Origin of the sequence: Haloferax sp. Atlit-4N (assembly GCF_003383025.1) — an archaeon.
Lineage (GTDB): Archaea > Halobacteriota > Halobacteria > Halobacteriales > Haloferacaceae > Haloferax > Haloferax gibbonsii.
The window spans coordinates 382,991-400,215 of record NZ_PSYY01000001.1; the positions used below are offsets into that span (position 1 = coordinate 382,991).

Here is a 17,225-nt window from a genome sequence, read left to right on the forward strand (position 1 = left end):
CGGCGGTCGACTCGACCACACGTTTTTGTCCTCACCGAACGGCGAGCTACGCATGTCGCCGATACGACAGTCTGTCGGAGTCGCGGTCGGACAACTCGACCCGACGGGATTCGCCGAGTACGAGGAGCTCGCGAGCGCGACCGTGGGGTTCGCCGCCGCGGCGGTCGTGGTCTATCTCGTCGGTCGGCTCCTCGTCGTCCCGGGCGTGACGAGGCTCGTCAGCGCCCGGAACCGGAACAACCCGACGCTGCAGTCGGCGACGGAGACCTACGCGCACGCGTTCGTCATCGCGCTCGCAACGCTCGCGGGCGTCGTCGGCGCGGGCTACGCGTCGGTGCTGACCGACACCGCGCTCATCGTCGCGGCGCTGACGCTCGTCGTCGGCGTCGCCGGGCAGGAGGTCATCGGCGCGCTCATCAGCGGCCTCTTTCTCGTGGCCGACCCGGACTTCAACGTCGGCGACTGGATATCGTGGCCCGGTGGCGAGGGCGTCGTCGAGGCGGTCGACTTCCGGGTCACGCGCGTGCGGACGGTGAATAACGAGACTATCTCCGTGCCGAACACGGAACTCACGACGAACGCGCTCACCCGCCCGTACGGCCGAGAGCGGTACCGAATCACCGAGCGCGTCGACGTCGCGTACGCCGACGACACGGAGTTGGCGCTCCGCGAACTCGTCGAGACGGCGCGGGAGGACGACCGCGTGCTCGACGACCCGGAGCCGACCGCGCGCATCCTCGAGTTCGCCGGGAGTTCGATCGGCCTGCAGGCGGAGTTCTGGGTCGAATCGCCGATGGACGTGAGTCTCGTCGACGTCCGCTCGCAGTACCGGCGTCGAGTCAAGCGGCGGTTCGACGAGGAGGGGCTGACGCTGGGCCCGGCGTCGGGCCGGGAGGTCAGCGGCCGCCTCGACGTGGACCTCGTCGGGGAGCGCGGCGGCGAGTGACCCGGTCAGACGGGCGCGTCACCCCGCGTGCGTGTCGTTCGCACGGGTGGACGAAACGACACCATCTCCGGGCGGTTTAGTCCCTCTTCGCCGCGGAGGGGGCGTCGTTCGAATCGGAGAAACGACCTCAGATTCCTCCTTAGGGGTCGCTAATCGCTCCTGAAGCCGTCTCGTCGGATTCGAAAAGGGAGGCTTAAGTAGCTCCATCTGGAACTGTTGTTCACTATGGCGAACGGCAAATACGCCGCGCGCAAGCTCAAGCAGGACCGGCAGAAGCGCCGCTGGTCCGACTCTGAGTACGCGCGCCGTGAGCGCGGTCTCGGCAAGAAGTCCGACCCGCTCGAGGGTGCTCCGCAGGGTCGCGGCATCGTCCTCGAGAAGGTCGGTATCGAAGCGAAGCAGCCGAACTCGGCGATTCGGAAATGCGTCCGTGTTCAGCTCATCAAGAACGGAAAGCAGGTCACCGCCTTCTGTCCCGGTGACGGCGCGATTTCGTTCATCGACGAACACGACGAAGTCACCATCGCCGGTATCGGCGGCGCGAAGGGTCGCGCGATGGGTGACCTTTCGGGTGTCAACTACAAGGTCGAGAAGGTCAACGGCGTCTCGATGATCGAACTCGTCCGCGGGAACGCTGAAAAGCCGGTGCGCTAACCATGTCGGAAAGCGACGCACCCGAGCCCGAGTCCCCCGCGAGCAGCGAGGAAGCAAAGGAGAACGCGCTTCTGTTCGGCGTCTGGGACGTCTCCGAGATGGAGTACACCGACCCCAGCATGAGCCGGTACATCAAGGCGACGCCCATCGCCCACACGATGGGTCGTCACGCCTCGAAGCAGTTCCAGAAGTCCGAAATCAGCATCGTCGAGCGGCTCATCAACCGCCTGATGCAGACCGAGGACAACACGGGACACAAGCAGAAGACGAGCAAAATCGTCAAGGAAGCGTTCGAAATCGTCAACGAGCGCACCGAGGAGAACCCCGTGCAGGTGCTCATCCGCGCGGTCGAGAACGCCGGTCCCCGCGAGGAGACCGTCCGCCTCAAGTACGGCGGTATCTCGGTCCCGCAGGCCGTCGACGTCGCCCCGCAGCGCCGCGTCGACGAGGCGCTGAAGTTCATCGCGCAGGGTACGCTCAGCGGCTCCTACAAGACGACGACCACCGCCGCCGAGGCGCTCGCACAGCAGCTCATCGGCGCGGCCGACTACGACGTCCAGACGTACGCTATCTCCCAGAAAGAGGAGAAAGAGCGCGTCGCCGAAGCGGCCCGGTAATCTCTCCACTCTCTTTCGTTTTTCACTGCGCCGAGTGACGACGCTGTACGGTCGGCCCGTGGGACCACAGCGTTCGCCTGACGCCTCGCGGCCGGCGCGCGTCGCTCAGTCGGCGGCCATCCCCGGATTGACCACGTAGTGTTTCACCACGTCGACGAGCGTCCGGCGGTACTCGCTTTTCGAGGGGTCGTCGGCGAGCGTTCGGAAGTGCTCTTTGAACGTCTCGAGAGAAACCGACGGCGCGTCGTCGCCCGCGGCGTGGGCGAGGTCGTACAGCCGGTGGTCGGACTCGACGAGGTCGTGTCGCTCCACGAGCGCGAGGGCGAACGCGGCGTTCACGGCCGTGATTTCGGGGTCCGAACCCGCGGTGACGAGTCGGGAGCCGGGGCGGCCGGACGCCTGCGGTCGGTCGGCGAGCGCCGCCGCCAGTTGCGACTCGAGGAACTGGACGAGCTTGTCCGCGGGCGCGACAGACAGCGTCAGGTCGTCGGCGTAGATGTCCTTGCAGTGGTTGGCGATTTGATAGCAGTGCGCGAGCTTTCGGCGCTCGACGGTGCGCCCCGCGAGCGCGAGAAAGACCGCCTCGCGCGTGGACTGGTAGTGCGAGACGTGCCCCTCTTCGTTTCGGGCCATGTGTGAGAGTTCGTGGAGCGCGAGCTCGCGGGCCATCGCGCTGGTGGCGGCCTGTCGGGAGATGTTGAGGACGTGGCGGTCCTGATAGTGGCCGGCCCACGTGCGGGAGTCGGGATCATCGCGAACGCGCACGTACACGGGGTACGAAAGCTCGAACTCGGTTTCGAACAGGTCGGCGGCGCTCAAGAACGGGTCTGCCGGTGCGCCCCCGACGACTCGGAGGTCCATTCGACTTGAGAAATGTTATCAATCAACATGACTCTTACGCCGACCCCGGCACCGAGATTCGCGTCCGGCGGACAGTCTCGCCTATCGTGACAAAAATGCTCATACCCCGGCGGTAGGACGGCTGAAAATGGGAAATCCGCTCGGCAAAAACACTACTCTTTTGACCCTCCTGCCGGTAGACCCCTGTATAATGGGCCGACGAAAGAAGATCGTCCAGGAATGTGAGAAACTGATGGACAAGCCGGAGCAGATCCGGAACATCGCCATCGCCGCTCACGTCGACCACGGTAAGACGACCCTCTCCGACAACCTCCTCGCGGGTGCGGGCATGATCTCTGACGAGACTGCCGGCCAGCAGCTCGCGATGGACACGAAGGAAGACGAACAGGAACGCGGCATCACCATCGACGCCGCAAACGTCTCGATGACCCACGAATGGGAAGACAAGAACCACCTCATCAACCTCATCGACACGCCGGGCCACGTCGACTTCGGTGGCGACGTGACGCGCGCGATGCGCGCCGTCGACGGTGCGCTCGTCGTCGTCGACGCCGTCGAGGGTGCCATGCCGCAGACCGAGACGGTCCTGCGTCAGGCGCTCCGCGAGGGCGTCAAGCCGGCGCTTTTCATCAACAAGGTCGACCGCCTCATCAACGAGCTGCAGGAAGGTCCCGAGGAGATGCAGAAGCGTCTCGTCGACGTCATCTCCGACGTCAACGAACTCATCCGCGGGATGACCGAGGAGAAGGACTACGACTGGACGGTCTCCGTCGAAGACGGAACCGTCGCCTTCGGGTCCGCCCTCTACAAGTGGGGCGTCTCCATGCCGTCGATGGAGGAGACCGGTATCTCCTTCGGCGACATCATGGAACTCGAGCGCGGTGGCGACCGCCAGGAACTCCACGAGCGCACGCCGCTTTCGGACGTCGTCCTCGACATGGTTGCGGAGCACTTCCCCAACCCGCTCGACGCCCAGCCCCGTCGTATCCCGACGGTCTGGCGCGGTGACTCCGAGTCCGACCTCGCGCGCCAGATGCGCGAAGTCGACGACGACGGCGAAGTCGTCTTCATGGCGACCGACATCTCGATGGACCCCCACGCGGGCGAAATCGCGACGGGTCGCCTGTTCTCCGGCACCATCCGCAAGGGGCAGGAGCTCTACGTCTCCGGGACCGCGGGCAAGAACCGCGTCCAGTCCGTCGGTGTCTTCATGGGCGGCGAGCGCGAGGAACTCGACCGCGGCGTCCCCGCGGGGAACATCGCGGCCGTCACGGGTCTCCGTGACGCCATCGCCGGTTCCACCGTCTCCTCCGTCGAGATGACGCCGTTCGAGTCCATCGAGCACATCTCCGAGCCCGTCATCACGAAGTCCGTCGAGGCAGAGCGCATGGACGACCTGCCGAAGCTCATCCAGACGCTCCAGCAGGTCGCGAAGGAAGACCCGACCATCCGCATCGAGATTAACGAGGACACGGGCGAGCACCTCATCTCCGGTCAGGGCGAGCTCCACCTCGAAGTCATCACCCAGCGTATCCGCGACAACCAGGGCATCCCGGTCCGCACCGGTGAGCCGATTGTCGTCTACCGCGAGCAGGTCCAGGGCAAGTCCCACGAGGTCGAGGGCGTCTCCCCGAACCGCCACAACAAGTTCTACATCACGGCGGAACCCCTCTCGCAGGACATCGTCGACTCCATCAAGCTCGGCGAAATCTCGATGGACATGCCCGAACTGGAGCGCCGCGAGGCCCTCCAGGAAGCCGGCATGGACAAGGACACGTCCCAGAACGTCGAACACATCCACGGGACGAACATCCTCATCGACGACACGAAGGGTATCCAGCACCTCAACGAGACGATGGAACTCGTCATCGAGGGTCTCGAAGAGGCGCTCGACGACGGTCCGCTCGCCGCGGAGCCCGTTCAGGGGACGCTCCTGCGCCTCCACGACGCGCGACTCCACGAGGACACCATCCACCGCGGTCCCGCCCAGGTCATCCCTGCGACGCGTGACGCGGTCCACCGCTCGCTCATCGCGGGTCAGGTGAAGCTCCTCGAACCCATCCAGAACGTCCGCATCGACGTTGCCTCCGAATACATGGGCTCGGCCTCCGGCGAGATTCAGGGTCGCCGCGGCCGCGTCGACGACATGTACCAGGAAGGTGACCTCATGGTCATCGAGGGCATCGCGCCCGTCGAAGAGATGATCGGCTTCTCGTCGGACATCCGTTCGGCCACGGAAGGTCGCGCCTCCTGGAACACGGAGAACGCCGGCTTCCGCGTGCTCTCGGACAACCTCCAGCGCGAGAAGATCATGGAGATCCGCGAGCGCAAGGGCATGAAGCTCGAGCTCTCGCAGGCTATCGACTACATCTAAGCGCGAACCTTCGCGCCTTCTTTCGTTTTTTCACCCGGGCAGCGATGGCCCCGGTCCGTCGGCCCGCCACCGTGCCGCGTCCGACGGCCTTCCCGCGTCGTCTCCCGGTGGCCGAGACCGTCTTCGAGCGCTCTGTCGCGGTCGACCTCTCCGTGACACATGCCAGCACGCTGTCGACGTCGGCAAACCGTGTCGGCTGCGAAGGCTTATACCACGTGGCCGAATCACGGATACGTATGCGTAAGGGTACGTCTCTCGACTCCTGGCGCGACGACGCGAAACCACGACCGAACCGCGCGTCGCGGACAACAGCGTCGGGACGGCCCACGGGGGTGGGGCGATGAGCGCACAGGACCTCGACGGCGGGAGCGACGCCGAGACCGACGGGAGCGGCGAGATGCCGAAACCGCACACGATTCGGCTCGAACTCGTCGACGAGCCCGGACAGCTTTTAGCCGCGCTCAAGCCCATCTCCGACAACGGCGGTAACCTGCTTTCCATCTTCCACGAACGCGGGAGTCTGACTCCCCGGGGGCACATCCCCGTGGAGGTCGACCTCGAATGCCCGCCCGACCGCTTCGAGCGAATCGTCGAGGCGCTCCGCGAGGCCGGCGTCAACGTCATCCGCGCCGGCGCGGAGCACTTCGGTGAGGAGGTAATGGTCATCCTCGTCGGCGACATCGTCGATTCCGACCTCTCGGACACGCTCCACCGCATCGAGTCCTCGGCGGACGCGACCCTGCAGGACCTGTCGCTGTCCGCCCGCGAGGGGACCGACGAGGCGTCGAGCGCCCGACTCCGACTCGCGGTCCGCTCCGGCCGCGTCGACGAGACGCTGTCGGTCGTTCGCGACCTCGCCGCCGAGAAGGGACTGCACGTCGTCGAACCGCTCGCGGAGGGGTCCCAATGAGCCTCAGACTCGCCGTGCTCGGCGCGGGCGCGGTCGGCGGCTCGGTTCTCGATCTCGCGGGCGACTACGGTCACGACGTCGTCGCGTTCGCGGACTCGTCTTCCTCCGCGGTCGACCCCGCCGGACTCGACCCGAGCGCGGTCCACGACCGAAAGGAACGCGACGGCGTGGTCGGCGAGGCGGCCCCCGAGGCGGTGTTCGACGCCGACTACGACGTGTTGGTGGAGGCGACGCCGACGACGCTCGGTGACGCCGAGCCCGGCTTTTCGCACGTCGAGCGGGCGCTGGCGGACGACCGCCACGTCGTGCTCGCGAACAAGGGTCCGGTCGCGGAACGCTACGCCGACCTGCGCGCGCTCGAAGCCGAAAGCGAGGGGACCGTCCAGTTCGAGGCCGCCGTCGGCGGCGCGATTCCCGTCCTCTCGACCATCTCGGACCTCGGTGCGCCCCACGTGACCGCCGCTCGCGGCGTGCTGAACGGGACGGCGAACTTCATCCTCTCGCGGATGGCCGCCGAGGGGCTCGACTACGAGCACGTGCTCGCGGAGGCCCAGGACCTCGGCGTCGCCGAGGCGGACCCGACGTTCGACGTCGACGGCATCGACGCCGCGCTGAAGTTCGTCATCCTCGCGAACGTCCTCTCCGACGGCGAGACCGAGTACGCGCTCGACGACGCCGAGGTCGAGGGCATCCGCAACGTGCCGGGAACGGCGCTCGACCTCGCCGCCGAGGACGGTCGGACGGTCCGCCTCATCGGCGAGGCGACGGCCGACGGGGTCCGCGTCGCTCCGCGGCTGATTCCACAGGGCTCCGCGCTGTCGGTCACGGGCACGCAGAACATCGTCCAGTTGGAGACCAAACACGCGGGTCAACTGAATATCAGCGGCCGCGGGGCGGGCGGTCCGGAGACGGCGACCGCCGTCCTGTCCGACGTTTCACGCCTCGAATAGCGGCACAGGCGGCCCGTACCCCTGTTTCTTTCGACTGTCGGTATCCACCGGACACGCCGTTTCCGGGACCATGGTATGGTTCCGCAAATCGCAGTACGGCGGTTAGACGGCCCGTAGCGCGTATCGAAATCGTTTTAGGGGTTTCAGCAAAAACATTCCCCACAGAGCGCCTTAGCGCGTGAACACACCAATGAGCGACAAACCCCACCAGAATCTGGCCATCATCGGCCACGTCGACCACGGTAAGAGTACGCTCGTCGGCCGACTCCTGTTCGAGACCGGCTCCGTCCCGGAGCACGTCATCGAGCAGCACCGAGAGGAAGCCGAGGAGAAGGGCAAGGGCGGATTCGAATTCGCCTACGTCATGGACAACCTCGCCGAAGAGCGCGAGCGCGGTGTCACCATCGACATCGCCCACCAGGAGTTCGACACGGACGAGTTCTACTTCACCATCGTCGACTGTCCTGGCCACCGCGACTTCGTCAAGAACATGATCACCGGTGCCTCGCAGGCTGACAACGCGGTCCTCGTCGTCGCCGCCGACGACGGTGTCGCGCCTCAGACCCGCGAGCACGTCTTCCTCGCCCGCACCCTGGGCATCGGCGAACTCATCATCGCGGTCAACAAGATGGACGTCGTCGACTACAGCGAAGACAAGTACAAGGACGTCAAGGAGCAGGTCAACAAGCTCCTCAAGCAGGTCCGCTTCAACTCCGACGACGCGACCTACGTCCCGATTTCGGCCTTCGAAGGCGACAACATCGCCGAGCGCTCCGACAACACGCCGTGGTACGACGGCGACATCCTGCTCGAAGCGCTCAACAACCTGCCGGCACCGCAGCCGCCGACGGACGCGCCGCTGCGCCTGCCCATCCAGGACGTCTACACCATCTCCGGCATCGGTACGGTCCCGGTCGGCCGTATCGAGACGGGTACCCTCAACCCCGGCGACAACGTGAGCTTCCAGCCCTCTGACGTCGGCGGCGAGGTCAAGACCGTCGAGATGCACCACGAGGAAGTCGACCAGGCCGGACCTGGCGACAACGTTGGTTTCAACGTTCGTGGCGTCGGCAAGGACGACATCCGCCGCGGCGACGTCTGTGGCCCGGCTGACGACCCGCCGAAGGTCGCCGAGACGTTCAAGGCGCAGGTCGTCGTCATGCAGCACCCCTCGGTCATCACCGCTGGCTACACGCCGGTCTTCCACGCCCACACGGCGCAGGTCGCGTGTACCATCGAGTCGATCGACCAGAAGCTCGACCCCGCGTCGGGCGAGGTTGCTGAGGAGAACCCGGACTTCATCAAGTCCGGCGACGCCGCCATCGTGACCGTCCGTCCGCAGAAGCCGCTCAGCATCGAGCCGTCCTCCGAGATTCCGGAGCTCGGCAGCTTCGCTGTCCGTGACATGGGTCAGACCATCGCGGCCGGCAAAGTGCTCGAAGTCAACGAGCGATAACGATGCAACAGGCACGCGTTCGGCTCGCCGGCACGAGTCCGGAAGACCTCGACGATATCTGCGACGACGTCCGCGAGATCGCGAACAAGACGGGCGTCAACCTCAGCGGGCCGATCCCGCTGCCCACGAAGACGCTCGAAGTCCCCGCCCGCAAATCGCCTGACGGCGAGGGGACGGCGACGTGGGAGCACTGGGAGATGCGCGTCCACAAGCGTCTCATCGACCTCGACGCTGACGAACGCGCTCTGCGCCAGCTGATGCGCGTTCAGGTTCCGAACGACGTCAGCATCGAGATCGTCCTCGAAGACTAACGACGGCGCTGTCCGGACTCCCGGATCGCCCGTTCGTGACGGCCCGCCCGTCACACTCGCGGTTGTCGAGGCGCGCGTCCGGAGGACTCTGCCTCCGAGCTGACTTTCAGCGCTAAGGCGCGTGTCATCTCACTTCCGTTCGACACGCGAGCAGACGTCCGTAGAATCACCCGACGGAACGGGATGCTATCGCATGCCCGACCGCGGACAAAACATAGGGTATAAGTGTATCCCACGACTCCGTGGGAATGAGGGCTCGTAGATCAGTGGCAGATCGCTTCCTTCGCAAGGAAGAGGCCCGGGGTTCAAATCCCCGCGAGTCCATCCACGTTTTCACAACGTTTCTAAGGCCTGCAAGACACCTCTCTTGCGGTCTCACGCTGTAACGTTCATCGGCCAGCGGCCGCACAAAACGTCCGCCGCGTCGAGAGTTACTGATTACTCGGCATCCGCCCCGACCACGTCGGGCGATTTTTCGGAGGGAATTGCGGCATGAATTTCCTCCCAACGTGTCGCGACTGCGACGCCGAGATGCCGGAGCCGGTCGAGTCGGAACAGACGGCTCGGAACCTCGCTGCGTTCCACGCAGATCGGTCCGGCCACCGCGCCTACGTTGAGGAGGTCGATGAGCCATGAGCGGCGAGAAGGTTCACGCCAAGTGTCTTCGGTGCGGCTGGCACGTCCGTGCGGGCGACTGGCTCGCCGCAGACCTCGTCTCGGACGCGCACGAAGACGAGACGGGTCACGAGACGACGACTGTCGCTGACGGGGAACTGGAGTTCTCGAAGGCGTCCGAGGTCGGAGGGTCGGCATGAGCGCGGACGAACCCTCGGGGTCGCAGGGTGCAGGACCGGACCTCAGTCACCTCGAAGTCGTCGCGTTCCGAAAGTTGCTCAACACGCTCGCCGTCCCGGACGACGAAGAGCGGATGAACACGGACCTCGGTCCCATCGACGCGGCCAACCGCATCGTCGACCGGCTCGACCGCCTCGAACACGAACTCGAACAGGAGCGGGAAGCTCGGAAGCGCGCGGAACAGCTTGCCGAGGACGCGTTGGCGATGGCCGAACAGATCGACGACGGTCGACGCCCGGACGGTGGTCCATCGAAGAAAGAGGTCGCGATGCGCATCTCCCGTGACGAGGTTATCGTTCAGACTGCGAAGGGGAAGAACGCGGGTCCGCGAAACGCGGGTGGGAAGCGTGCGGACCAGATCGGGTCGGTGTCGAACTCCGAGGTTCAGGCGATGGCTCGCCCACAGCACGACCTCCGCTGGCAGTCCGTCGACGACGCTTGGACTGACCTCGTCTCGTCTTTCGAGGCGTTCCACATCGACGAGTCGGGCGAGGAAAAGCGCCTCACGGTGAATCCCGAACTACTCACCGGATCGCTGGTTCGGACGGTCGAACGCTCTGTGGGTCGGAGTGACCTCGCCAAGCGACTTGTTGGTGACTCCGAGACTGCCGGGGGTCGATAGCCGATGAAACACGCCTCGGACCGGCCACCACCAACTCAATAATTAAGAATACAGCAGTATAGCCTCTCGTAAGCAACTATTCATTAGTCGTAGGTACGTCGGTCGGAGCGTCGTCGGAGCGTCGACGGTGCGGGTTTTCTGGGGGCTTGGTGGCTTCGAGGCCGCCAACAAGTTTCTTGGTGGGATACTACTTGTCAGACGGTAACCGTGATATGCTGAATGTCTTCGTGTCTAATTAGATAACAGAGTACATGTGATGAGAGATCTAAATATCTGAAAAATGATCGATGTGAAATCTACCCTGCGTGATATCGTTATATCTGTAGTTGGTGCAGCATTGTTTAGAGGTCTTATTGTGGTCATTTCATCTTTCTCAACTAGTAATTCTGGGAGTTCTATCGAGATTGGCATTTTCAACAATCTATTGGTTCAGGTAAGCCTCATTGCTGTGTTTGTTTTCATCTTCTTGGTCCTGATTCGCCGACTTTTCGAATGGCGGCGAAAACAAAAGAAGCCAGACCCTGGGCCGCCTCTTGCTGTAGCAAGAAATCCGCCTCAAAACGTACTTTGGGGCGGATATATTGATAAATATGGTGTGAAGTGGCGAGCAAAGTACGGGTATAATCCACACGGCAGTAACTACAGCACCAATGCTTACATTAAGGGTCCGTTCTGTCCGAACTGTGGGACTGAATTAAACACCGGTGAAAAAAAACCGACTTATTCGTGGGAGAGCTGAGGTATGGAAATGCCCTGACTGTGGGCGCGATTATGTTCGGCCTGCAGAGACCTATCATGATGAGCATGATAATGTAAAACAGATTTGTGAAGCCGTAGTTGGACGAGCAGAGCAAAAAGGTATTGAAGCTATCGATCAACGAGATGACTTCCAAACAGAAGAGTGGAATAAGACATCTAATACCGGCTTCGGCCGCCGTCGGTCGTACTAGACCCCATTCACATAGCGATTTTTGTCTCTTTGGAGAGCAACCGCGAATACCCGATGATACCCTGCCAGCGTCAGCACCAACCACAACGGTAGGTCAACTGTCTGCGTCAACGCCTCAATCATCGTCGACGACCTCGCCACCATCAGGGATATAGACGTTCTCCAGTCGACCGATCCGCGAGCGAACACCGCGGATGTCCTCGTGCAGCGATACTTTCACCTCGCGGACGTACAGTCCGAGGACGACCAGGAGCAACGCGACAACTGGGTCAGTCGTCTGCAAGAGCAAGTCCGTGAGCTCACTCACCGTCACCACCGACCGCGAGGATCAGTTCGAGGAGCGGCGCGACCAGGTACAGAACGACGAGCGCCGCGAGGAAGGCGAGCAAGAGCTTCGTCTTCATCTCCGCGGTGCCGTGTTCTTCTCCATCGCGTTCGACAACCACGTCGACGGCGCTTCCTTCCGAACCCCACAGGCCGGGGCCAAGGAGATCGACAGTATCCTCTTGGCCGTTTAGGGTGCCGTCGTAGTCCATCACCGTGTCGTAGAGCGACCGAGCGGAGTCTCCGCGGAGATACCTGTTGTTGTAGGTGTCCGTCTCGGAGTCGTTCGTCTCGCCAGTACGCCCGACGTCGGCGAATCCGCCGCCGGGTTCATCGTCGAACTGCCGACCGATGGATTCGTCGACGGAGCCGGCCAGGTGATCGAGGCCGCCCGCGACGGAGCCGAGGAGGCTCACCGCGACTCACCACCACCAATGGCGGCCGCGAGTGCCGCGAAGAGTCCGATGATGAGGGCCGTAACCCCAAGGGTTCCGAGGTTGAAACCACCCTGCGCACCGGACTGTACCTCGCCCATCCCGGCGAGGTCCTCACGGAAGTCGCGGATGGCTTCCTCGACGTTGCCGAGTTCGTCGACGGCAGAGCCTGATTCGCTTCCGCCGACGAGATCCGAAACGTTCTCTCGGATTTCGTCGATGGTCCGGCTCGTCCGGTCGGTGTCAACCGAGGCGGACCCGTCCGGGTTGATCGTCACTTCGTCGCCGTCGCTGTTTTCGTTCGGGTCAGGACTGACGATGTCGTTGGTCGGCGTCCCCGCGCCCGGCATGCCCGACTCGGAGTTGTTGAGGTCCTCGTCGTCGACGATGTCCGAGTAGGTTTGTCGGTCATCGTCATCGTCGTCATCATCACCGCCACCACCGCCGAGTTGGTTGGCGAGGCGTTCGCCCGCGGTGAGGTCCTCGCGCGGGTCGTACGTCTCCCCGGCGCTCGGCGAGTCGTCTGGTGCGACGTACACCATCGGTCACGCACCCCCGCTCGTCTTTTCCGCCAGCAGCTGACGGTAGCGTTCTGTGACGGCGCGAGCGACTTCCTTCCCGAGTTCCAGCGGTGCGTTCGCCGAGACCTCCGACTTGGAGGTAACTCCGGTTCCGTCCGTCTCCGATAGTGCTTGCTTTGCCAGTTCCGTGTCGTTGGGCGTCCATTCGATGACTGCGCCCGAGTCGTGCGTTCTCGTGTACATTAGATTACTGTGTGGCCGGACAGCGTCACAGAGCTCACCGCGTCGTTGGCCGCGAGCGTATCGCTGTCCGTGAGATAGATTTCGACGAGCGTTGCGTCTGCCTCGTTGCTTCCCGAGTTGCTTCGCTTGATGACCGGCGTCCCGTTCAGATCCAGCGTCGCAGTCGCGGAACTCGACTCATCGAACCCGAGCATGGTGAGTCGCCAGACCTCGCCGCTCGGTGGACTGATGTTCTCACTCGCGGCGAGCGAGACGTTCACCGGGTCGCCGATCTGACCGCCGGTCGCAGAGGGTGCGATGCCGGTCATTCGCCAGCCCACCCTCCAGCGAGCGTCGACGCGGTCGCGTCCGGGTCACGGAAGGTCACGGTGTCGATCTCCCACTTGTCGAACGAGCCGACGTTCCCGGCGAGGGGGATCGTGAACGTGTCACCCCCGGTGGTTGTGACCTCCATATCGATGTTCCCGGACTTCGTCAGGACGAGTTCTTGAATCGTCTCGGCGGGATTCAGCATGTAGGGGTACGCGGTGCCGTCGAAGTCGAAGCCGTCGCCGTGGGCGTAGTTGTCCGTCTCGACGGTCCCTTGCGTGCTGGTGGCGAGGGTGCCACCGGAGCCGCGGACCTCTTGGCTGAACTGGTCAACACCCATCAGAACAGCCTCCGTAGCTGGCCGAGAAAGGAGTTGACCGGGCGGGCCACACCTCCGGCTCTATCGACGACCATGTCGACGGCGTAGTCGTAGGTGTTCGATCCGTCGATGTTGCGGACCTCGACCCCGAGGAGTTCACCCTCGTGAACCGATTCGCTGGTCGGGAAGATCCAGTAGTCGTCGTCGCCGTCGACGTACTCCTTCCCGCGGAGTTCGACCAGCGGGATACGCTCTCTGTATCCCGGTTCACCCCGTTCGACGAACGGGACGATCTGGAGATCGAGACGCGGCCCCTGGTAGATTCGAACGGCGACTTCCTCGACTGTCGCGTCTTTCTGCAGGGCGTACGTCTCGGTCTCCACGTCGTCAGGACCGACGTTCCCGGCGAAGCGAAGGCTACTCTTGCGCTCTGAGTTGGTAGACATGAAAGAGGGACCTCCGGGTTAGTTGAGCTTCCCGTGGTAGATACGGGCGCTCGACGCGCTCGGGTCGATCTCGGCACCGTCGGACTCCTCGTCCGCGACGATGCGAAGCTGAATCCGCTGGTCCTCCCGCGCGATGGGAGCGAGGGCAGGCATGATGGGTCGCTCAGTACGTGGGTCCGCCGCGGCGTCGGCGAGGGTTTCGAGGTCGCCGATGTTGTAGCGGTGGAGTACGTCGCGGCCCTCCGAGTCGGTGATGACCGCGATGAGGTCGCCCTTAATCGCGTCGCCAGCCGTGGCGCTTCCGTTACCGCTGGCCTTCACTTGGGCGTAGATGTGCGAGGCGTTCCCCGCCTGCTTGTTCCGGTAGCCGAAGCCCCAGAACAGGTACTTGTCGGCGGGACACGACTCCTCGTAGACGACGATTTCGTTGCCCGCGCGGAGCGTCGTCTGCTTGAGCATCGCGCCCTTGACCGGCTTCGAGTTACCAGCTTCCGCGAGTTCGGTGTTGTAGGTGAGCGGCGTCGACATGCTTACTCACCTGCCACCGGGATACCGGTCCCCTGGTCGACGCCAGTCGTTTCCTTCAGCTTGTTGTACGCCCACGTCGCCGCGCCCATGATGGCGAGGAAGATCATCACGCCGATAGTGGCGAGACCGAGGTTCTGTGCCGATTCTCCGGGTTCGTCCGTGTCGACTTCGGTGTCGAGGAACGGAACTCCAACCTTTGGCATTGCATTCGAGTCGATGGCCGGGTGTTCAAAAGCCGAAAGTGGAGTGTACAGCACTCAACGCTCAATAATTGAGTGTCGAGACTCGTTGATGTTTCATATAGTCACGTCGATAAGAACATCTCATGCCTGTGCTTGGCTATCCGACACTCGTTTTGGGCGCTCTCGTTGCCCATCTCCGGGCTTCTGAGAGTTCCCGCCCGTTCGTCAAGAACGCCTTTCTCCTCGGCGTCGCGGGCGAGTGTGGCGTACTCAGCGGTATCGTACACTTGTCTGGTTCGACGGGCGCGAGCATCGCCTCGGCGCTCAATTTCGTCGCGGGGGCAGTCGCATGAGCGGTGGAACCTACGAACCCCAATCGGCGACTGACCAGCAATGTGAGCACTGTGGTCTGTACTTCCGCGCTCAGGGAATCCACAACCATGAGACCTCATGCTACCTCCAAGACCACGACACGATGATTCAACCGCTCGATGACCCGGTTTCAGTCCGGGAGACTGAGTCCGGCACACAAGACGAATCGGCGGACACGGAAGTGCCGGACACTCAACCCGAGGTTGAGGCGGTGACTGACGGCGGGAACCCGGCACTCGATGCGCCTGACCCAGTTGAGGGCGTCGCTACCGACGGCGGAGAGCCGCAAGACCCTGAGTGCCCCGACTGTGGAAGCGACCGGTACGGCATCGTCGACGAACACCGCCGGGCGCTTCCCACGTGGGCGCACGAGTACGACTACATCTGTGCCGACTGCAAGGAGGTCTACAATGGCTGAGGGGCCGCCGTCTCCCGGTGAGTCCCTCACGCCGGAGGAAGGCGTCGCGCCGTCTCACGCCGCGGCAGAGGGCGCTCCTGCAGAGGAAGCGATGGGGTCGGAATCGACAGCGCGGGAGATGCTGTTCGCCACCGAACCGCACCAGTCGCTCGACGGGATGGAATCGCCGTGGGACCCGGACCGTGGCGGTCCGAAGCGACTCGTCCGCGGGTTCCAGAAGATGATCGACGTTGACGGCGTCCCGGCTATCGTCGACGTGACTGTCGGGACGCTGGAGACGCTGGTCGTCATGCGCAAGAACATCGAGAAGGCGCAGCAGGCCGGTGAGGACGACGCGGGTCACGACGAGGGCGATGGCATCGACCCGGACCTCGCGTCGCTGGTGAGTACGGAGGGCCGGTAATGGACCGGTATCACGTCACGGTCGTCGGTGACTCCGGCTCCGGGAAGACGACGTTCCTCCGGGAGATGCACGACACGTTCCCGGGTCTCTCTATCTGGATCGACGATACGGACGCCGGTGGCATCTCCGGGCGCGACCTCGACGACGCCACGACCGTCTACTCCGCAGCTGAAGCTCGCCGGGCGACTGCCTCCCGCATCCGGTGGGTGTGCGACGACGCGATGGAGGTGATAGAGCATGTACGTGCCATCGCCCACGACTACCACGAGCGCACCGGCTATCCCGTCCAGGTCGTCGTCGACGAGGCCCATCGGCATCTACCCGATTCCGAGAGTGAGTCCAGCGCGAAGGTCAACACGCTGGCCGCGATGCTTCACGAGGACCGAGACAAGGGCGTCAAGGTCGTCATCGCCTCACAGGACCCCCAGGACTTCTACTACCCGCCGGTCAAGCAGTGCAAATACCTCGTGTGGGTCGGTCCGCCGTCGACGTTCCACCGGGGTTTCATCCGCTACTACAACCTGAAAGATCTCGACGGCGAGGGGCTTCCCTCAGAGCGGTGGGAGTACGTCGTAATCCGTCCGACTGAGCCGCCGAGAGCCGTCTACCACGGTGAGACGCGGGAGGTGTACGGATGATGGTTGCGGCTATCGAAATCGTTTCAAAACCGCTTCACGGAGACGTAATCGCCCCTGTCCGATTTACCCTCCAGCACCCATCGCGGGTGCTGGACTTCCGTTCCCTCGATCGAGTAGCGACTGCTCGACCAGGAGGTGTCGCATGAAGGTCGTCCGGATGCGAGACCTCTCGCGGCATCAAAAAGAGCGACTGCAGAGCGGCGAGACCGCGACACTCGCTGAGGAGTTGGTGGCCGAGGTCTACGGCCTCGACCACCGACCGGACGAGGCGTTCTGGTACGACTGCGTCCATCCCAACAGCGGCGCGAAGATCGAGGTCAAATCCACTTCCGTGCGGATCGGTGAGAAGTATCCCGCGCACGGGCGCTTTCGGCTTCGACACGACCAGACGCGCTCGTTACTCGCGGCGGACGCTCGGGGTGTTGCGTGGTACGCGTTCGTCCTGTACGACTTCGACAAGGGCGAGATTCGGATTCGTCGGGCGAAGCCGTCGACGGTGAGTAAGTGGGTTCGTGAGGCTGGTGGGTGGAACGAAGCGGGTCACGAGGAGTTCAAGGAACAGCGGAAGATGATTCTATGATGA

Annotated in this window: 27 protein-coding genes and 1 tRNA gene; 17 read left to right on the plus strand and 11 right to left on the minus strand. The window is 63.6% G+C overall.

Features of this window, described 5'->3' with window-relative positions; translation table 11 throughout:
* The first annotated feature begins 52 nt into the window (after nucleotides 1–52).
* The 3 genes from C5C07_RS01990 (at nucleotide 53) to C5C07_RS02000 (ending at nucleotide 2,217) form a co-directional block, all read left to right on the plus strand.
* Nucleotides 53–946, plus strand: coding sequence for a mechanosensitive ion channel family protein (locus tag C5C07_RS01990; RefSeq protein WP_004973574.1), 894 nt, complete (start codon nucleotides 53–55; stop codon nucleotides 944–946).
* Nucleotides 947–1,171: 225 nt separating this feature from the next.
* Entirely contained in the window at nucleotides 1,172–1,600 is a 429-nt protein-coding gene (locus C5C07_RS01995; protein WP_004044570.1) for a 30S ribosomal protein S12, read from the plus strand.
* A 2-nt stretch (nucleotides 1,601–1,602) separates the two neighbouring features.
* Nucleotides 1,603–2,217: a 30S ribosomal protein S7 gene (locus C5C07_RS02000; RefSeq protein WP_004973571.1), complete on the plus strand. Its 615-nt coding sequence runs from the start codon at nucleotides 1,603–1,605 to the stop codon at nucleotides 2,215–2,217.
* A gap of 105 nt (nucleotides 2,218–2,322) precedes the next feature.
* Here C5C07_RS02000 and C5C07_RS02005 read toward each other — a convergent pair whose 3' ends face one another.
* Nucleotides 2,323–3,078, minus strand: a complete 756-nt coding sequence (locus tag C5C07_RS02005) for a DUF5781 family protein (protein WP_004973570.1) — start codon at nucleotides 3,076–3,078, stop codon at nucleotides 2,323–2,325.
* A gap of 190 nt (nucleotides 3,079–3,268) precedes the next feature.
* On the opposite strand from C5C07_RS02005, the gene C5C07_RS02010 reads away from it, so the two are divergent.
* From C5C07_RS02010 to C5C07_RS20975, 10 genes are all read left to right on the plus strand, one after another.
* Nucleotides 3,269–5,452 carry an elongation factor EF-2 gene (locus tag C5C07_RS02010; protein WP_004973569.1) on the plus strand — a complete coding sequence of 728 codons (2,184 nt, stop codon included), beginning with the start codon at nucleotides 3,269–3,271 and terminating at the stop codon, nucleotides 5,450–5,452.
* A gap of 340 nt (nucleotides 5,453–5,792) precedes the next feature.
* Nucleotides 5,793–6,362, plus strand: a complete 570-nt coding sequence (locus C5C07_RS02015) for an amino acid-binding protein (protein ID WP_004973566.1) — start codon at nucleotides 5,793–5,795, stop codon at nucleotides 6,360–6,362.
* Nucleotides 6,359–7,312, plus strand: a complete 954-nt coding sequence (locus C5C07_RS02020) for a homoserine dehydrogenase (RefSeq protein WP_004973563.1) — start codon at nucleotides 6,359–6,361, stop codon at nucleotides 7,310–7,312. The genes C5C07_RS02015 and C5C07_RS02020 overlap by 4 nt, the downstream gene beginning before the upstream one ends.
* A 190-nt stretch (nucleotides 7,313–7,502) precedes the next feature.
* Nucleotides 7,503–8,768, plus strand: coding sequence for a translation elongation factor EF-1 subunit alpha (tuf, locus tag C5C07_RS02025; RefSeq protein WP_004969067.1), 1,266 nt, complete (start codon nucleotides 7,503–7,505; stop codon nucleotides 8,766–8,768).
* A 2-nt stretch (nucleotides 8,769–8,770) separates the two neighbouring features.
* Nucleotides 8,771–9,079 (plus strand): 30S ribosomal protein S10, encoded by a 309-nt coding sequence (gene rpsJ / locus C5C07_RS02030; protein ID WP_004044563.1) that lies wholly within the window; start codon nucleotides 8,771–8,773, stop codon nucleotides 9,077–9,079.
* 252 nt (nucleotides 9,080–9,331) lie between these two features.
* A tRNA-Ala gene (locus tag C5C07_RS02035) sits at nucleotides 9,332–9,403 on the plus strand.
* Nucleotides 9,404–9,571: 168 nt separating this feature from the next.
* Complete coding sequence (locus C5C07_RS21255) at nucleotides 9,572–9,715, plus strand: hypothetical protein (protein ID WP_158546578.1); 144 nt, start codon at nucleotides 9,572–9,574, stop codon at nucleotides 9,713–9,715.
* On the plus strand, nucleotides 9,712–9,894 hold the full coding sequence (locus tag C5C07_RS02040; RefSeq protein ID WP_115804450.1) for a hypothetical protein: 183 nt from the start codon (nucleotides 9,712–9,714) through the stop codon (nucleotides 9,892–9,894). Before C5C07_RS21255 ends, C5C07_RS02040 begins: the two co-directional genes overlap by 4 nt.
* The gene (locus tag C5C07_RS02045; protein ID WP_115804451.1) at nucleotides 9,891–10,556 is read left to right on the plus strand and encodes a hypothetical protein; all 666 of its coding nucleotides are present in this window, start codon (nucleotides 9,891–9,893) and stop codon (nucleotides 10,554–10,556) included. The genes C5C07_RS02040 and C5C07_RS02045 overlap by 4 nt, the downstream gene beginning before the upstream one ends.
* A 280-nt stretch (nucleotides 10,557–10,836) precedes the next feature.
* On the plus strand, nucleotides 10,837–11,295 hold the full coding sequence (locus tag C5C07_RS20975; RefSeq protein ID WP_147301997.1) for a hypothetical protein: 459 nt from the start codon (nucleotides 10,837–10,839) through the stop codon (nucleotides 11,293–11,295).
* Between the two features lie 325 nt (nucleotides 11,296–11,620).
* Here C5C07_RS20975 and C5C07_RS02050 read toward each other — a convergent pair whose 3' ends face one another.
* From C5C07_RS02050 to C5C07_RS21260, 10 genes are all read right to left on the minus strand, one after another.
* On the minus strand, nucleotides 11,621–11,812 hold the full coding sequence (locus C5C07_RS02050) for a hypothetical protein (protein WP_115804452.1): 192 nt from the start codon (nucleotides 11,810–11,812) through the stop codon (nucleotides 11,621–11,623).
* Entirely contained in the window at nucleotides 11,805–12,245 is a 441-nt protein-coding gene (locus tag C5C07_RS02055) for a hypothetical protein (protein ID WP_115804453.1), read from the minus strand. The genes C5C07_RS02050 and C5C07_RS02055 overlap by 8 nt, the downstream gene beginning before the upstream one ends.
* Entirely contained in the window at nucleotides 12,242–12,805 is a 564-nt protein-coding gene (locus C5C07_RS02060) for a hypothetical protein (RefSeq protein WP_050458535.1), read from the minus strand. Before C5C07_RS02060 ends, C5C07_RS02055 begins: the two co-directional genes overlap by 4 nt.
* A gap of 3 nt (nucleotides 12,806–12,808) precedes the next feature.
* Nucleotides 12,809–13,027: a hypothetical protein gene (locus tag C5C07_RS02065; RefSeq protein ID WP_115804454.1), complete on the minus strand. Its 219-nt coding sequence runs from the start codon at nucleotides 13,025–13,027 to the stop codon at nucleotides 12,809–12,811.
* Nucleotides 13,027–13,335 carry a hypothetical protein gene (locus C5C07_RS02070; RefSeq protein WP_115804455.1) on the minus strand — a complete coding sequence of 103 codons (309 nt, stop codon included), beginning with the start codon at nucleotides 13,333–13,335 and terminating at the stop codon, nucleotides 13,027–13,029. The genes C5C07_RS02065 and C5C07_RS02070 overlap by 1 nt, the downstream gene beginning before the upstream one ends.
* Nucleotides 13,332–13,676: a hypothetical protein gene (locus C5C07_RS02075; protein WP_115804456.1), complete on the minus strand. Its 345-nt coding sequence runs from the start codon at nucleotides 13,674–13,676 to the stop codon at nucleotides 13,332–13,334. Before C5C07_RS02075 ends, C5C07_RS02070 begins: the two co-directional genes overlap by 4 nt.
* Complete coding sequence (locus tag C5C07_RS02080; protein WP_147301998.1) at nucleotides 13,676–14,101, minus strand: hypothetical protein; 426 nt, start codon at nucleotides 14,099–14,101, stop codon at nucleotides 13,676–13,678. Before C5C07_RS02080 ends, C5C07_RS02075 begins: the two co-directional genes overlap by 1 nt.
* A gap of 18 nt (nucleotides 14,102–14,119) precedes the next feature.
* The gene (locus C5C07_RS02085; protein WP_058826724.1) at nucleotides 14,120–14,629 is read right to left on the minus strand and encodes a hypothetical protein; all 510 of its coding nucleotides are present in this window, start codon (nucleotides 14,627–14,629) and stop codon (nucleotides 14,120–14,122) included.
* Between the two features lie 2 nt (nucleotides 14,630–14,631).
* Nucleotides 14,632–14,832: a hypothetical protein gene (locus C5C07_RS02090; protein ID WP_050458542.1), complete on the minus strand. Its 201-nt coding sequence runs from the start codon at nucleotides 14,830–14,832 to the stop codon at nucleotides 14,632–14,634.
* A gap of 101 nt (nucleotides 14,833–14,933) precedes the next feature.
* Nucleotides 14,934–15,098 carry a hypothetical protein gene (locus C5C07_RS21260; RefSeq protein WP_158546579.1) on the minus strand — a complete coding sequence of 55 codons (165 nt, stop codon included), beginning with the start codon at nucleotides 15,096–15,098 and terminating at the stop codon, nucleotides 14,934–14,936.
* 62 nt (nucleotides 15,099–15,160) lie between these two features.
* Here C5C07_RS21260 and C5C07_RS02100 point away from each other — a divergent pair, with 62 nt between their 5' ends.
* The 4 genes from C5C07_RS02100 to C5C07_RS02115 all read left to right on the plus strand — a co-directional run bounded on the left by C5C07_RS02100 (nucleotide 15,161) and on the right by C5C07_RS02115 (nucleotide 17,222).
* Complete coding sequence (locus C5C07_RS02100) at nucleotides 15,161–15,601, plus strand: hypothetical protein (RefSeq protein WP_233510257.1); 441 nt, start codon at nucleotides 15,161–15,163, stop codon at nucleotides 15,599–15,601.
* Entirely contained in the window at nucleotides 15,594–16,004 is a 411-nt protein-coding gene (locus C5C07_RS02105) for a hypothetical protein (protein WP_050458545.1), read from the plus strand. The genes C5C07_RS02100 and C5C07_RS02105 overlap by 8 nt, the downstream gene beginning before the upstream one ends.
* On the plus strand, nucleotides 16,004–16,642 hold the full coding sequence (locus C5C07_RS02110; RefSeq protein ID WP_050458546.1) for an ATP-binding protein: 639 nt from the start codon (nucleotides 16,004–16,006) through the stop codon (nucleotides 16,640–16,642). Before C5C07_RS02105 ends, C5C07_RS02110 begins: the two co-directional genes overlap by 1 nt.
* A gap of 142 nt (nucleotides 16,643–16,784) precedes the next feature.
* Nucleotides 16,785–17,222, plus strand: a complete 438-nt coding sequence (locus C5C07_RS02115) for a hypothetical protein (RefSeq protein WP_115804458.1) — start codon at nucleotides 16,785–16,787, stop codon at nucleotides 17,220–17,222.
* The last annotated feature ends 3 nt before the right edge of the window (nucleotides 17,223–17,225 follow it).

Coding starts and splice junctions, on each gene's coding strand:
- C5C07_RS01990 (WP_004973574.1), top strand. CDS start 53: ATGTCGCCGATACGACAGTCTGTCGGAGTCGCGGTCGGACAACTCGAC.
- C5C07_RS01995 (WP_004044570.1), top strand. CDS start 1,172: ATGGCGAACGGCAAATACGCCGCGCGCAAGCTCAAGCAGGACCGGCAG.
- C5C07_RS02000 (WP_004973571.1), top strand. CDS start 1,603: ATGTCGGAAAGCGACGCACCCGAGCCCGAGTCCCCCGCGAGCAGCGAG.
- C5C07_RS02005 (WP_004973570.1), bottom strand. CDS start 3,078: ATGGACCTCCGAGTCGTCGGGGGCGCACCGGCAGACCCGTTCTTGAGC.
- C5C07_RS02010 (WP_004973569.1), top strand. CDS start 3,269: ATGGGCCGACGAAAGAAGATCGTCCAGGAATGTGAGAAACTGATGGAC.
- C5C07_RS02015 (WP_004973566.1), top strand. CDS start 5,793: ATGAGCGCACAGGACCTCGACGGCGGGAGCGACGCCGAGACCGACGGG.
- C5C07_RS02020 (WP_004973563.1), top strand. CDS start 6,359: ATGAGCCTCAGACTCGCCGTGCTCGGCGCGGGCGCGGTCGGCGGCTCG.
- tuf (WP_004969067.1), top strand. CDS start 7,503: ATGAGCGACAAACCCCACCAGAATCTGGCCATCATCGGCCACGTCGAC.
- rpsJ (WP_004044563.1), top strand. CDS start 8,771: ATGCAACAGGCACGCGTTCGGCTCGCCGGCACGAGTCCGGAAGACCTC.
- C5C07_RS21255 (WP_158546578.1), top strand. CDS start 9,572: ATGAATTTCCTCCCAACGTGTCGCGACTGCGACGCCGAGATGCCGGAG.
- C5C07_RS02040 (WP_115804450.1), top strand. CDS start 9,712: ATGAGCGGCGAGAAGGTTCACGCCAAGTGTCTTCGGTGCGGCTGGCAC.
- C5C07_RS02045 (WP_115804451.1), top strand. CDS start 9,891: ATGAGCGCGGACGAACCCTCGGGGTCGCAGGGTGCAGGACCGGACCTC.
- C5C07_RS20975 (WP_147301997.1), top strand. CDS start 10,837: ATGATCGATGTGAAATCTACCCTGCGTGATATCGTTATATCTGTAGTT.
- C5C07_RS02060 (WP_050458535.1), bottom strand. CDS start 12,805: ATGGTGTACGTCGCACCAGACGACTCGCCGAGCGCCGGGGAGACGTAC.
- C5C07_RS02065 (WP_115804454.1), bottom strand. CDS start 13,027: ATGTACACGAGAACGCACGACTCGGGCGCAGTCATCGAATGGACGCCC.
- C5C07_RS02070 (WP_115804455.1), bottom strand. CDS start 13,335: ATGACCGGCATCGCACCCTCTGCGACCGGCGGTCAGATCGGCGACCCG.
- C5C07_RS02075 (WP_115804456.1), bottom strand. CDS start 13,676: ATGGGTGTTGACCAGTTCAGCCAAGAGGTCCGCGGCTCCGGTGGCACC.
- C5C07_RS02080 (WP_147301998.1), bottom strand. CDS start 14,101: ATGTCTACCAACTCAGAGCGCAAGAGTAGCCTTCGCTTCGCCGGGAAC.
- C5C07_RS02085 (WP_058826724.1), bottom strand. CDS start 14,629: ATGTCGACGCCGCTCACCTACAACACCGAACTCGCGGAAGCTGGTAAC.
- C5C07_RS02090 (WP_050458542.1), bottom strand. CDS start 14,832: ATGCCAAAGGTTGGAGTTCCGTTCCTCGACACCGAAGTCGACACGGAC.
- C5C07_RS02100 (WP_233510257.1), top strand. CDS start 15,161: ATGAGCGGTGGAACCTACGAACCCCAATCGGCGACTGACCAGCAATGT.
- C5C07_RS02105 (WP_050458545.1), top strand. CDS start 15,594: ATGGCTGAGGGGCCGCCGTCTCCCGGTGAGTCCCTCACGCCGGAGGAA.
- C5C07_RS02110 (WP_050458546.1), top strand. CDS start 16,004: ATGGACCGGTATCACGTCACGGTCGTCGGTGACTCCGGCTCCGGGAAG.
- C5C07_RS02115 (WP_115804458.1), top strand. CDS start 16,785: ATGAAGGTCGTCCGGATGCGAGACCTCTCGCGGCATCAAAAAGAGCGA.